Source organism: Anaerobutyricum soehngenii, from assembly GCF_009697165.1.
In the GTDB taxonomy this organism is placed as follows: domain Bacteria; phylum Bacillota; class Clostridia; order Lachnospirales; family Lachnospiraceae; genus Anaerobutyricum; species Anaerobutyricum soehngenii.
In genome coordinates, this window is the sequence record NZ_VULP01000013.1 from 45,240 (window position 1) to 59,855 (window position 14,616).

General features: G+C 39.7%; 13 protein-coding genes and 1 tRNA gene. 1 reads left to right on the forward strand and 13 read right to left on the reverse strand.

What is annotated here, in order from left to right:
- Positions 1-534: 534 nt before the first annotated feature.
- From FYJ25_RS07680 to FYJ25_RS07740, 13 genes are all read right to left on the reverse strand, one after another.
- The gene (locus FYJ25_RS07680; RefSeq protein ID WP_154580969.1) at positions 535-810 is read right to left on the reverse strand and encodes a hypothetical protein; all 276 of its coding nucleotides are present in this window, start codon (positions 808-810) and stop codon (positions 535-537) included.
- Positions 811-1,192: 382 nt separating this feature from the next.
- The gene (locus FYJ25_RS07685) at positions 1,193-2,422 is read right to left on the reverse strand and encodes a phosphotransferase (protein WP_154580970.1); all 1,230 of its coding nucleotides are present in this window, start codon (positions 2,420-2,422) and stop codon (positions 1,193-1,195) included.
- A 403-nt stretch (positions 2,423-2,825) separates the two neighbouring features.
- Positions 2,826-2,898: transfer RNA gene (locus FYJ25_RS07690), tRNA-Phe, on the reverse strand.
- A gap of 94 nt (positions 2,899-2,992) precedes the next feature.
- Positions 2,993-3,268 (reverse strand): ArsR/SmtB family transcription factor, encoded by a 276-nt coding sequence (locus FYJ25_RS07695; protein WP_021906135.1) that lies wholly within the window; start codon positions 3,266-3,268, stop codon positions 2,993-2,995.
- Positions 3,269-3,390: 122 nt separating this feature from the next.
- The gene (gene epsC, locus FYJ25_RS07700; protein WP_021906136.1) at positions 3,391-4,341 is read right to left on the reverse strand and encodes a serine O-acetyltransferase EpsC; all 951 of its coding nucleotides are present in this window, start codon (positions 4,339-4,341) and stop codon (positions 3,391-3,393) included.
- Between the two features lie 642 nt (positions 4,342-4,983).
- A complete protein-coding gene (locus tag FYJ25_RS07705) occupies positions 4,984-5,334 on the reverse strand; it encodes a TerY-C metal binding domain-containing protein (RefSeq protein ID WP_005351706.1) in 351 nt (116 codons plus the stop codon).
- Entirely contained in the window at positions 5,331-6,143 is an 813-nt protein-coding gene (locus FYJ25_RS07710) for a PP2C family serine/threonine-protein phosphatase (RefSeq protein ID WP_167513792.1), read from the reverse strand. Before FYJ25_RS07710 ends, FYJ25_RS07705 begins: the two co-directional genes overlap by 4 nt.
- A gap of 1 nt (position 6,144) precedes the next feature.
- Positions 6,145-6,951 (reverse strand): vWA domain-containing protein, encoded by an 807-nt coding sequence (locus FYJ25_RS07715; RefSeq protein ID WP_096241273.1) that lies wholly within the window; start codon positions 6,949-6,951, stop codon positions 6,145-6,147.
- The gene (locus tag FYJ25_RS07720) at positions 6,935-8,116 is read right to left on the reverse strand and encodes a hypothetical protein (protein ID WP_154580972.1); all 1,182 of its coding nucleotides are present in this window, start codon (positions 8,114-8,116) and stop codon (positions 6,935-6,937) included. Before FYJ25_RS07720 ends, FYJ25_RS07715 begins: the two co-directional genes overlap by 17 nt.
- Before the next feature lie 13 nt (positions 8,117-8,129).
- Positions 8,130-9,485, reverse strand: a complete 1,356-nt coding sequence (locus FYJ25_RS07725; RefSeq protein ID WP_096241275.1) for a serine/threonine protein kinase — start codon at positions 9,483-9,485, stop codon at positions 8,130-8,132.
- 7 nt (positions 9,486-9,492) lie between these two features.
- On the reverse strand, positions 9,493-10,377 hold the full coding sequence (locus FYJ25_RS07730) for a vWA domain-containing protein (protein WP_154580973.1): 885 nt from the start codon (positions 10,375-10,377) through the stop codon (positions 9,493-9,495).
- A gap of 577 nt (positions 10,378-10,954) precedes the next feature.
- Positions 10,955-12,337 carry an asparagine--tRNA ligase gene (asnS, locus tag FYJ25_RS07735; protein WP_021906665.1) on the reverse strand — a complete coding sequence of 461 codons (1,383 nt, stop codon included), beginning with the start codon at positions 12,335-12,337 and terminating at the stop codon, positions 10,955-10,957.
- 141 nt (positions 12,338-12,478) lie between these two features.
- Positions 12,479-13,462, reverse strand: a complete 984-nt coding sequence (locus FYJ25_RS07740; protein ID WP_154580974.1) for a phage baseplate protein — start codon at positions 13,460-13,462, stop codon at positions 12,479-12,481.
- A gap of 188 nt (positions 13,463-13,650) precedes the next feature.
- Between FYJ25_RS07740 and FYJ25_RS07745 the strand changes: the two genes are divergently transcribed.
- Positions 13,651-14,616, forward strand: a complete 966-nt coding sequence (locus FYJ25_RS07745; RefSeq protein ID WP_096241279.1) for a cytidylate kinase-like family protein — start codon at positions 13,651-13,653, stop codon at positions 14,614-14,616.

The following is a 14,616-nucleotide window of genomic DNA, read 5'->3' on the forward strand; positions in this document are numbered from 1 at the left end:
TAATTTTTACATATTCATAAATAAAATTCTTTCGTTTGCCATAGGCGGAAACCCACTACCTTTAGGTGGTGGGAGGAGCCTTGTTAACTGTTACCCAATATGCTACAATAGCCGTAGCAGTTCTTAAAGAGAAAACCGTTAGATGTGCTGCTCATTAAAGACACTCTTTTGTACATTGACAAGATATGAGGTTGCAATACGAAATTCGTGTATTGCGTAAAATCTTAACCGTAAAAGATTTTTTTACTGTATAGCATGGGAAGTTTAGTACCTGATACAGTTACAGATGAGCATGTCTTGTCTGTAAAGGGTGCTGTCAGCCGCCCTATGATGTAACGCCACTTTAGATAGCAATATCTATCGGGGATTAAAGGTCGGAGGTGTAATCCGTTAGTACGACTGGGCAGTTACAAGCCCATGACCTTTAGGTCGTGGGTAGTTGACAAGATAGTAAGTAATTAAGCCATATTAAAAATAAAATAAATACTAAAAATGTCTTCTTTTTCATTACCTCGCTCCTTTAATCTAGATGTATTATTTAACATCTTCTATTGATTGCGTTGAAGCTTCTTCGGCAGCTTCCTGTTGATCTTCTTCACCTGCTTTATCATACCATTTTTGTGCTTCTTCTCCTTCTAACGTAGTGAATGTACCATCTCCATTAGGAATATCAACTCTTATGACCTTTCCTTCCTGGTCAACAGAAACAGACTCATCAACCATATTACTTGTTTCTGACTGGCCTGTAAAAGTACAAGCATTTAATGACAATGCTATTGTCACTGCCATAACCAGTAATATTTTTTTCATGATAGACCTCTTTTCGTTTTACTTTTTTGCTTTCTTTAAGGTAGTATTACTTTTTTATAATACATCTCTTCTTCCATGTTTTCAAGATAAATCACTTCAAGTTAATGATTATTTTTTTCATTCAAGTCGAGCAGCCGCGCGACTTGGCGCCTGATTCTGGTCAGCGTAAGCTGACATATTCTTTACAGAATCACTGCGCATCCTCGCGGAGCGTTTATCTCAGTCGGAGATTGGATTCCCACTAAGACAAATTTGCTGTCACTCACCACCTGAAAGAGGTGGGAGTCTTCTCGACTGAGATAAAAAAAGAAGCCAGCTATATAACCGACTTCTTCTAGAGCGTGTAAAAAATTCTCTGGTCAAAATTGATTCAACCTATCTCTTACAATGACTTTCTAAACTCTTCTTCAATCCCTATAATTGTTTCGATCAAATCATCTGCACTTTGATACTTATATCTTCCAAACATAATTCCCCAGTCTATCATGAGTGACAGTACCGTTGCATTACGTTTGGCATCTTTGTTCTCAATCACATCAAAATCCGGATATGGTATATCACTTACAGAGCGGAACCAGTTCACCATGCTGGCATATCCCGGCATGTCCACCATAACTTCCTGTAAAATGCTTTGTAACAGTCCCTGCTGTCCGCGGTATCTTTCCTTCACACTTCTTTCCCAGCATAAAGTAAATGTCTTCATATATGTTTCGATTAATGACTTAATCGTTGCTAACAGATATGCCTTAAACTGCTTTCTGTTCTGCTCGGACGGGAAGCGTTTAAAGCAGGCTGCACAGTACTGGGAAATGAGGTTGCCAACCAGATAGCCGAGGTCGTAACCAAATGGTCCCATAAAAGCAAATTCCATATCAATGACCTTCATCTCATCTCGTGAAGCTAAAATATTCGATGTATGTAAATCTGCATGAATCAATCCGTCTGCATGGCTCATAAACTTACGGCGGAGCTTATAAAGCTCTGTGCGGTATCTGGAATCTTTACTGAACTGACTTGCAAAATCTGCAAAGTTATTCCCTAACGAATAATCAACATCGCAGCCAAAGCAATCTAAAAACATCTGATCTTCCATAATCCTTCGAAGTTCTGTATTCTCAAAATGCTTCTGCAGTCCACGATACTTCTCACGAGACAAATAATATTCTGATGTACAGAATTCGGTCTTCGCCATAAACTCACCGCACTGACGGCCAAGCTCCGGGAACATCTTGTTCTTATTTAACTGAAAACGGACAACCTTCAAATCCGAAACATCTTCCATCACAAAAACATTATTCTCTCTGTCCTGAAACTTAAGATACGGCACATACTCCGGTGTGATCGCATAAAAAATACGCATACTGTTGTACTCTAACCGATTACGGTACGTTGCGATCTCCTGCTGGCTTACTCTGCTGATATCCGTTCCCTGCTTCAATACCAGAGATTCCTTCGGTGTCTGCACTCTGTAAATGTAATTCACATAGCCATCTCCATCTTCTTCCTCTGTTCCCTCTCCAACCATACTAATATTCACAGGGAGAGAATCATCAAAATCCGGCAAATGCTCTTTTAAATATGGAATAATATTTTCCTTCGTAATCTTAATCATACAATTCCCCCAATAATCTTCTATCCGAATCTATATCATATAGACAAACTTTCTCATGATTATTATAGCCTAATATTATGAATAAAAAAAGCAAAATGTTTGTCTGTGAGGTGGGAAAAAATGTGGCATTGGGGACAGACGAAAACCTGAAAATCCTCATATATCACAAATGCTTCGTATCACTACGTTCAAACTGCTCGTCCGCAGCTTGAACTTGCTCTAAGGCGCATTTGTGATATATGAGGATTTTCAGATTTTCTGTGTATTGAACATTCCATGTTTGCCACTTCACAAGCTAGATGCTGTGAAGATTAACCCCAATTGCTGTGACTCATATTATGAATAATATTAAATTTGATTCCTTCTGGCATTCTTTATTTTCTCAAAAAAGGCAATAAAAAAATGCCCAGAACCGGAATCGAACCAGTGACACGAGGATTTTCAGTCCTCTGCTCTACCAACTGAGCTATCTGGGCATTCGTTGTATTGCTACAACGTCTAATATTTTACTTTATAAAGTAAATTTTGTCAATACAAAATGCATAAAAAACTCTAAAAAATTCAAAATTCTTATTCTCCGTACTCCGCGATCCACTCCGCAACCGTAGAGAATATTTCTTTATTCAGACTGTAATATGTCCACTTGCCATTCTTTCGAGCCTTTACCGCTCCTGCCTGCAATAAAATTCTCATATGATGTGACAAAGTAGACTGTCCAAAGTCCATCTCATCTAAAAGTTCGCTGGCGTTATATTCCCTTTCACGAAGTAATTCAAGAATCCGCAGTCGATTTTCATCCGACATAGCCTTTAGTACTCTTGCGTGAACAACAAACTTTTTATTCATATTATATATGATACTCCTTTCACTCCGCACCGCCTATAGAAGTGAACGTTTTCTAATCTACAGTCACTTCTATAAGCGAATACCATAAACATCTGCGATGCTAAAACTCCGGCGAGCTTTGCTTAAATCTCCCAGATTCCTTCCTTGTTCTCCGTTGTCTGAAGCTCAATCTTCTTATCAGAATCTTTAATCTTGATTTCTGGATTCTTTACGATTACCTTTGTATGTGCCGGAACAGACTTCGTTACAAACGCTCCACCTGCTACGATAACACCCTCACCGATTTCTGTCTCTCCACCAAGAATACTAGCTCCAGAATATACCGTAACATTATCTTTAATCGTCGGATGTCTCTTCTTACCCTTTAACTTCTGTCCACTTCTTGTAGAAAGCGCACCTAAAGTTACTCCCTGATATAACTTCACATTATTACCAATCTCTGTTGTCTCACCAATTACAACACCAGTTCCATGGTCAATAAAGAAGTATTCTCCAATCTGTGCGCCAGAGTTAATATCGATTCCAGTACGGCTATGTGCATATTCCGTCATAATTCGAGGAAGGAATGGCACATCCTGTGTATACAACTCATGAGCGATTCTATAAACAAAAATAGCAAACAGCCCCGGATAAGAAATCACAACATCCTCTCTGCTCTTTGCAGCAGGGTCACCGTCAAATCCGGCCTGCACATCTTTTAAAAGCATCTGCTGTACATATGGAAGCCTCTTAAAAAATTCCTCACAGACTTCTTCTGCCCGCTCACTGATTTCTTCCTCTGTATACTTTTCATAGTCTCTATAATACAAAGAAATCTCAATCTGCGGTTTTAACTTACCATAAATATCTGTCAGACGGTCACCGATAAAATACTGCGGAGAAATCAACGCAATATTCTCCTCTCCAAAATAGCCAGGGAACATTATCCTCTTTAAATCTTTTAAAATACGAATAATACAAGAACGATCAGGAAGACATCGTTCCCCCCTTGATACGATAAAATCTGTTTTATGGCAACTTTCCGTCATCTGAACGGATGCATTCAAAATAATGTCTTTCATTGTCTCTTTCATAATTTAAGTCTCCCAACAAATTTTCAGAAGCATCTACTCCTCACTTACAATATAAAGGGCATACTTCTGAGGTATATTGATATACCTATATTTATGCTAAATTATAACAAACAACTACAGAAAATACAATTCCCAAATACTAATTTGATGGACTAAAGAGACGAAAAGCAGAAATTTGATATAGAAGAAAATGTGAAGATAGTCGCGGCGTAGAAAATGCCTGACCGGCATTTTTACTGGCTCCGACATCCCATTTTCTTCTATATCAAATTTCTACTTTTCTGCTATTTGGCTCCAGAAGGAAATTAGTATTTGGATTTGAGGAAGAATAAGGGGATTGTCCAGAAGGCTATGGTTTTTAATCAGAGAACGGTTTCGCCATAAGAAAATATTCTTCATCTGGAGCCTTTATTGTCAATCCTTTAGAATTTAATTTTCCGGAAGACCATAGTCTTCTGGCACATTCCATGTTGTTAAACCGTAGATTTAGATAGTCAGAAAAAAGAAACAATACCCTATCCCAGATGCGGCTTCGGAGCGTGTTTAAGATGCGAATGAGCATTTTAAACACAGCGACTACAGAGCAGATGGGATAGGGTATTGTTTCTTTTTTCGTCTACACGAAATCTACAAATTAGTATTTTAGAAGCCGCCTCCAGAAACATCGAGCTTTCCGTCGTCGTCTGCTGCTGTTCCGTTTGAACCACACCAGTTACACACAACTTTATCGGAGCCGTCATAGCAGCTTACTTTTCCGCAGTTTCCGCAGACAAAACACTTCTTTGCTCCACAGTAAGGGCAGCCTGGGTATTCTTCGTCTGTGTAAAAGCTTCCGGTAAAGTTGATTTTATCGAAGCCTTCTTTTTCTGCAGTTTCTTCTTTTAATTTAAAGGCCCATGTACGAACCCAGTCATTATCTCTTTTTTCAATTCGAATTCCGTAAAGCTTATCCTGTGCACATTTTGCCAGAATTACGCTTGCCTCTTTCTTCATTGCGCTGTCTCTCCTTCCTGATAAACGAAAGCAATGGAAATATCGTCTCCGCTGCCTTCTCTCGTTCTCTTTTCAAAATTCCGTTTTAAACTCTTTTTCATTTTTTCGGTATCATGAAACATATGGGAAAGTAATCCATGATATTTTAAAAAGTCTTCTTCGCTTGCAAATGATTTAAACAGTCCATCTGTGGATACAAATAATGCCTTTACTTTTTCTGTTGTATACCAGTGTTCAAAAAAATGTATCGCATCGGTATTACAGAGGGAAGATGTATAGTTTGCGTGGGAATTTTTATCCTCGATCGGGATAAATAATCCGTCATTCTCTCCGAGTACGACAAACCCTCCGTCACCGAGGATCATTCCGTAAGAAAAGTCTTTTGTCAAAACCGTTGCCAGTACGGTACTCCCGTAAATAACGGCTGTTCTTAGTCTGCCTTTTGCCTTTTCGGGAATCTTACTTTCTTCTTCCTCTGTGAGTGGGTTTTCTAAATGATATTCCTCTACCGCTTCTCTCCACTTCATTAAAATCTGTTTTTCCATCTGGGCCAGAATAAATTCCGGATGTTTGAAAAACTGTTCTTTAAAATCAGAACGGTTCATATAATTTTTTAATAACTTTGTCGTAATCTTTACAGCAATCCTCGAACCCACATCACTGCGGAAATGCTTGGCACTGCCATGTCCATCTGCTACTACGGCTATGGCAAACTGATCGGTAACTACGGTTCCCGAACTATCCTGACAGACAATGCCCTTTCTAATATGGCTGTCTCCGATTACTGTAGAATGTACTCCCTGAAACATTCTACCATCCCTCATCAAATTCAATATCCATATCGCCAAGATCGGTAAGATCGTCTACTCCCATGATATCCTGTTTCATTTCCTGTACAGCTTCTATCATCTGTTCCTTCTTTGCTCCTGCTACTTCTGCAAGAGAACGCTCACCGGTCGCATCGGTAAGTGTCATGCTCGTGCTTCCGATCTTAGAAGAAGTAACCGCGATTTCACGAACAAGCTTTTTCAGCATTTCTGCACCGCATGCCTGAAGTACTAATTCTTCATCATCCGTAAATTCTCGAAGTACGTCAAGATCGACATTGGAACCAATTGCCAGTGCAATCTTTAAACCATACTGGAACCAACGGTTTTTCTTTAACATTTCAAAACCTTTTTTGTAGTTATCTGTCGGATATCCGTCAGTCATCAGAAAGATAACCGGTGCATAGGAAAGGGAAGGTGCTCTTAAGAAACTGTTTCTTGAAAGCTTCTGACAAAGCTCTTCACAGGCATCTCCCAGATCGGTTACTCCATCTGCAGAAAGATTCTCCCATCTCTGATATTCTTCGATCAATACCGGTTCCGGTGTAATCCATTCACAACCGGAAGAAAACGACATTACAGCAACTTTTACATCGGTTCCTGCCTCACCGACACCGATCAATTCCGGTAAAATATCTCCCATAACACGATTTAAAGATTCCAGCTTTGAACCTTCCATACTTTTTGAAGTATCTACCAGGAAAAAAATGACCATACTTTTTTTGGCAGGCGGCATAGTCTCTAACGGATCAATTGCCTCTATACTCTGTTCTTCAAACTGTCTGCTCATCCTCATCTTCCTTTCTCTCCTCCGTCTGCTGTACCAGACGAAGATTCCATTCTTCACCCAATTCAAATCGGACAGACATTCCATTCCAGATAGGAATTCCCTGTCCATTTGGAATATCTTTTAATTTCCCGTCAGGATAAAATCCTCTCCAGACACCCTGACTTACATTTTTAATACCATACAGGCCTTTTTTCTGGCGATTCTCCACGATCAGACCTGTGACCGTATCTTTATCCATCGGATTCCGACCGGTCTGACACTCATAAAGCTTCTCCCCTTCTGCAAGAAGAATCCGGTCTAATCCGTTCGTTAATGGATAATAAATCTTTCCACACTTCGGACAGACCAATGTTCCGTTCTCCTTTTGCAGCAATCTATAAGAAAATCCATGAAATCCGCAATGGCAGGACTTATAATCCATCGCCATTCTTACAAGAAGCTGCTTCCAGTCCACCTCTGTCGGTCGAAGTTCTCTTAGTCTTCCGCCATCAAGAAATGCCTTCTGGAACATCTTTTGTAAAATCTCTGGATATTCATTCCAGTATTGAATCAATTTATCCTGAATTCCCTTAACCGGAATATTCTCCTCCTCACCCGGTTCCATGCAAAAACGTCCTTCTTTTGCCCGGAACAGTTCCTTTTCCTCTGGAGAAAGGAAACAGCGGTTCACCATCTTTTTCCCTTCAAATGGGGAACCTGTATGAAAGAAATATTCAAATAAATATACCGCCATGAAATAACGGTCTGTCTCAAAAGAATAACATTCTCTGAATGTTTCAACATCTTCAGAACCTTCCTGTTCTTCTGGTCCTTCTGCAAGGAATTCTACTAACTCAGGAGCAAGGAACTCCGTAAAATCTGTCTTTTCGACATCAGGAGCCTGCACATAGGCTTCGCCAAGAAGCTCTTCCCCTTCAAAATGAAATGCTCCACTTTTCAGATTAAAATAAAATGCTTCCGGAGAAATACTACAGTAAACCTTACCGTTTTGATGCAGCTCTTCAAAAAAACGGGCAAATTGATATGCTCCTTCTATCATCGCATTCATTGAAGAAAAATATGCCGCTCTTAAAACCTTTTTTCCGGTTTCTACGTCTGTTACAAGCTGTCTTTCGTCACATATTTCTGCAAGAGAAACCCAGCCATTTTTATTAAATACACTCATCCTATCCTCCTACCTACAGGAGAATCTTTGCGATCAGATTATCTCCAAAATCAATCTCTAAGCCCGTCCAGATCGGTACGCCCTTGCCCGGTGCAACTTCTCTGATGGAATTATCCGGAAACTTTGCCTTCCAGACATCATCTGACATATTTTTAATACCGAACAGCCCCTTCTTTAAACGATTCTCAATTACCATTCCTGTTACCGATTCAAAGTCATCACTATTCTTCGTCGTCAGACATTTATAGAGCTTTGCACCAAGATTCAACGGAAGTTCATAATCTTTTACCCCCATTGTATAAATAGTACTTCCACAATTACGGCAACGCAGTGTATGCTCCCCTGTCTTTTCAAAAGAAGAAGAAAATGCCGTCTTTCCACAGCTACAGTGAATAATATCAAGCTTTAACTGAATGAGCATCTGAATCCAGCTCTTTTCAATAATTCTGGCATTCGGCTCCTGAATTCCATACGTAAAAGATAATGTAAATGCCTCTCTGATAAAGTCCGGGTAAATCTTCCATAACTTGATCACATTATCATGGACACCGTTTACCGGGCGATTCGATGCATTGCTCGGATCATAAATAAATACCGGATCCTTTCCGTAATGGATCAAATCATTCTCCTCTGTCATAACAACGCACTGCAATACTTTACTTCCTTCTAACGGGTCTCCGCGGAAAAATAATTTAAATAAAACGACTGCCAGTGAATATCTATCTGTCAGCACATCTGGCTTTGCAATACCACGCACAACTTCCGGTGCCATAAAGCCAGGCATTCCTCCGATTCCAAAGTTATCTCCATCTGCCGCTACGTTATCGCAGTCGCAAACTAAAACATCCCCTGTTTTTGTATCAATAAAAAATCCGCCATCGTTTAGATCCTGGTAACTCTTACCCGCAAGGTGCAGTGCTCGGAATGCCTTAACGATATTAATTGCTGCTGTGAGCATCACATCAAGAGAAGCAAACTTCACCTTGATCTTTCTTGCCGGCTGTCCTTTTACCCGAGGCTTTTCCCAGCGATATCCATTATAAATATCCGTAAAAGACTCGTAGCCTGATGGTGCAAGACGCATCAGATAACCAAAAGCTCCGTTCTTCTTCGTTTCTGTCAGGAATAACGGCCAGATAAACTGCTTTCCGCCTTCCGGCGCACCATCTTCAATGTTCTTACGAAGATTATTACGAAATGCCTCCGGGTTCTTTATCCGACTGATAAAATACCATTTAAGCGCATATTCTCTGCCATTATAACGCACAAGATAAACAATACCCTGCCCGCCTCGTCCAAGCTCTCTTGAGACAACGGCCTCGCCGCCTGCCTCTATTGGAATTCTCTCTCCAATCTTTAACTCTCTCATCTATGTTCTACCATCCTTCATCGTAATTCACAGCACCAAGATCCACTGCTTCACCAAGAATATCCTTTGCTCCTGTCCGAATCTCTTCCACAAGAACCTGCTGCTTCGCCTGTGCCACAGCCTCCTCTGCCGGCTGTCTTCCATTCGAATCAACTAAAGCAAGACTGCGGCTTCCAATCTGAGAAGAAGTGACCGCTAAAAGTTTAATCAATTCCCTAAGCTGATCTGCATTCTTTGCCTGGACAGCAAGCTCATCGTTCCCGGTAAATGCACGAAGTACATCCATATTTACCTTAGAACCGATACCAAGCGCAATCTTTAGCCCATGCTGAAACCATTTATTCTGTTTTAATGTATCAAGCCCTTTCTTCCAGTCATCATTCGGAGAACCGTCGGATAACAAGAATATAACCGGCGCAAAAGAAAGGGAAGGAGAACTTAAAAATGTACTGCGCGAAAGCTTCTTAGAAAGCTCCAAAAATGCATCTCCCATAAACGTAAGACCGTCTGCTTCCAGACGATTCCAGTACTGATATTCCTCAATCTTCACCGGCTCCGGTGTCACCCACTCTACATCTGTAGAAAACTTCATGATCGCGATCTTCACATCTGTAGAAGCCTCGCCAACACCAATCAATGAAGGTAATAATTCCTCCATCGTACTATTCAAAGAACCAATCTTCGTTCCCTTCATACTGCCGGACACATCAATCATAAAAAAGATTGTCATACTCTTCTTCGCCGGTTCCATCGTATCAAGGAAATCCTCCTCAGCCGCATCTGCCACTTCTGATACTTCCGGTGTGTCAAAAACAAGACTTCTGCTCATTCGATTCTTTTTCAAAAGAATCTCATCATCATCTACTTCATTTAAATCAAGCCACTTTGGCATAAAAGTACCCCCTTTGGAATTATCTTTTCACGTGCTATGACAAGACCAGAATTTCTCTTCTAGTCTTTAACGCCATCCTGTCACCATTATATAACAATTTACCTATTTTACAAACTGCTTTATCTAGTTCTTTGAGATAAATTCTTGCACGAAAATTTGTAAGGTTGAAGAATTCAAGACGAACCCGCATCTCCTGTAATTTATAAAAATGCTTCGTTTCACTGCGTCCAAGCTGCTCATCCGCAACTTGAACTTGCTCTAAGGCGCATTTTTATAAATTACAGGAGATGTGGGTTCTGTGTATTTCAATCCTGCAAATTAATTCATTCAAGAATGCCCCTATTTCATTTCATGGAAAGCTATACTCTTATGAATGATATCCAAATCCTACAACATGAATTCTAATTTTGCTTCTCCAGCCAAAGCACAGCCATCTGGAAATAAAAGAATCTATATTTGTGGCCTCGGAGCAAGTGTTGGATACGAGCGGTTAGAGTGAGTATTCAACACGCTGCGACTAAAGTCACAAATATAGATTCTTTTATTTCCAGATGGCGTCTACTTTGCCTGCGGCAAATTACAATTCACAATTATTCACTGTTCTTGGGAATGGTATCGCATCTCTGATATTAGAAATTCCGGTCAGATACATAACACATCTTTCAAATCCAAGTCCGAATCCAGAATGATGTGTGGAGCCATACTTACGAAGATCTAAGTAGAACTGATAGTTCTCCTCATCTAATCCAACTTCTTCCATACGTTTTCTAAGCAGATCATAATCATCTTCTCTCTGGCTTCCTCCAATGATTTCTCCAATACCCGGTACAAGACAATCCATTGCCGCTACCGTCTTACCATCCTGATTCAGCTTCATATAAAATGCCTTGATCTCCTTTGGATAATCGGTTACAAAGACAGGACGTTTAAACACTTCTTCTGTAAGGTATCTCTCATGCTCTGTTTGAAGATCCGTTCCCCATGATACTTTATATTCAAATTCATCGTTATGTTTCTCAAGAATCTCTACAGCCTCTGTATATGTTACATGTCCAAACTCTGCGTTCAGCACATGATTCAGTCTGTCTTTTAATCCTTTGTCAACAAACTGGTTCAGGAAATCCATCTCTTCTGGAGCATTCTCCATAACATAGGAAATAACATATTTAAGCATTGCTTCTGCTACTTCCATATCATCTTTTAAATCTGCAAATGCCATTTCCGGCTCAATCATCCAGAATTCTGCTGCATGACGCGCAGTATTAGAATTCTCTGCACGAAATGTAGGTCCAAAAGTATACGTATTGCGGAATGCCTGTGCAAATGTTTCTGCATTAAGCTGTCCGCTTACTGTCAGATTCGTTGGTTTGCCAAAAAAGTCCTGTGTAAAATCAACCTTTTCTTCTTTATCCTTTGGAATATTATTCAGGTCAAGTGTTGTCACCTGGAACATCTCTCCTGCACCCTCACAGTCACTTGCTGTTATAAGTGGTGTATGCACATAAACAAAGCCTCTCTCCTGGAAAAACTGGTGAATCGCATAAGCCGCCATAGAACGGATGCGAAATACTGCCTGGAACGTATTCGTTCTTGGACGAAGATGAGAAATTGTTCTTAAATATTCTAAGCTGTGACGCTTTTTCTGAAGTGGATAATCTGGTGCAGAAGCACCCTCTAAAGTAACAGATGTTGCCTGAATCTCAAACGGCTGCTTTGCCTGCGGTGTAGGAACAAGAATTCCTTCTACGATCACTGCAGCTCCTACATTCATTTTAGAAATTTCCTGAAAGTTGGCAAGTTTTTCTTCATACACAACCTGAATCGGCTTGAAAAATGTTCCATCATGAAGTACTAAAAATCCAAAATGTTTTGAACCACGAATGCTTCGAATCCATCCGCCAAGCTTCACCTCTTTATTTAAAAATTGTTCACTGTTCTTATAAATCTCTCGAATTGTCATGATATAGCAATCCTTTCTTATAATTATTTTTAATTATTTTTGGATATGTATTCTAATTACTTTTAATTAGAAAATCCCGCTTCTATTTTATCGCAAACCTCGCTGAATTGCTACTGTTTTTTGACTCTGTTTTCATCATTTTTATATCCATCTTTTTACTTTGTATATATTACAGGACTGATTGGTTAATGTATTAGATATGTACATAATATAAACCCTTCTGCCAGAAACAACCTTTATCCCTTCCGGCTCTCTGTAAGAAAGTCTTTTTGCCCCACGAATCACTACTCTTCTGCTGGCTCCTGAATCAAAATCATATCTACGAATCCTTGTCGGATGATATACCGCAGAACAGTTATATTCCCGATTATATGCCTTCAAAAAAGACCTTCTTGGACTTCCGTCTATTGTATAAACGGAACTTCCATACAGATCAAATCCCTGAAAATCCCCATAAGTAGCGTCAATACTAAATCTCTTTACAGGGCCTCTCGGATTAATAAACTTTCCGTCAATCAGATTGTAAATCTGAAAATACTGTCTGTTATTATATGTATAACGTACTGCCATCTGTGTATTATCTTCACTAATTGCCGGATAAATATTTGTCATATACTTACCAATTCTTATATCCGGAATCTTATATCGGATTGCTCCATGTTTTCGAAGTGTTGTGTTTTTCCGATACGGAAATCCTGAGATTGCTCTAGATACGTCACTTCCCTTTTTACAGTCACTGCCTGTCCATAACCAGGTTCTTCCATTCACCGTAGAACAATCCAGATTCGTTGCATGTCCAAATCTTTTTAAATCCATATGATCCCTCGTATAGCGCCCCAGCCCTCTGTATTTCACCCTGGTAATCCGCAGATTCCCACAGTAGGGCTTTGTCATCTGTATATAATAATAATATTTCGAATCCATCGTAAATGACTGGATCCATCTTTTTGATGCAAGCTTTGTAACCTTTCGCACTACCTGAAGGTCACTAGATGACGGTTCTCTTGGCGTCACATCCCGCTTTACTATCTTTGCCTCTACTTTTACGCAATGACTCTGAAATGCAGCACAAAAACCAAATGCCAAAAACATCATCCACAGTATCTTTCTTTTTTTTGTTCTCATATGTCTTTCCTTTCTTTTAATCTAATTTATTATTCAAAAATGCCTCATCATTCCTGCTGCAAGATGGCTTCATGCAACGTAGCAGCTTACTGGTCATTTTTAACTTTTTACATAGTTAAACTGTAATTTTTTTATAAAATGTAGTATAGTATAATTACTATATATGTGTAGCAAAGAGGAGGTATACTATGAAAAAAACGGACGAACAGGAAAGGAATATAGCCTCCCGGCTGTATAACCTCGATAAAAAAGTTTATGAAACGACCGGCAGTACTTTAGGTCGTGTTTTTCCTTCCAGTCCATCGTTCGCTTTAGAGAAAATTATCGATTCCCTTAAGATTAACCGGGAATATTTTCTTAAAAACGAAATGACCCTGATCGCCAATATGATCGGTACAATCAAAGATGAGGAGAAATCTGCCCCACTCAAACAGGAATATGACGAATTAGAGAAGGATATTCTCGCCTATAACCCTGCTATTATTTTACCACACAGTATCGATAATAACGATGCTGTTGCCTCTCGTCGTTTTTCTTCTGATAATAATCTTATCATATGTATCAGCAGACAGTTCGGTACTGGAGGCCACACCATCGGGTTTGAACTTGCTCAACGTCTTGGCATCGCTTACTACGATAAAGAGATTATACACTTAGCTTGTGACCGAATGGGGTTAAATTCAAAAGAAATTGTAGATTATGGCATTGATAGTTCTGGAAGCAGCCGCGGAATACTGAGTAATCTTGGAAAAGCTTCTAAAAAGTTCTTCTCCATACAGTCTGATATGCTCTTTTTCACCCAAAGTAATCTTATCTGCGAAATGGCCGCACAGGAAAGCTGTATTATCATGGGACGATGTGCTGATGTCGTTCTCACCAATAATAACATCCCTCATCTTTCCATTTTCTTATCTGCTCCATTTAAAGAAAGAGTAAAATACGAAATGGGTATTGCTGCCTGCGACTATAAAACCGCTTCTGCTAAAGTAAAAACAATGGATCAGGAACGAAAGAATTATTATCAGTATTACACAGGCCGTCAGTGGGGATACGCTGGCAATTATGATCTATGTGTAAATACATTCTTTTACGGACACGATGAGACAATTCAGGTGCTTTACGATATGGCCGAACTATCCTGCAAGAAAAATTAA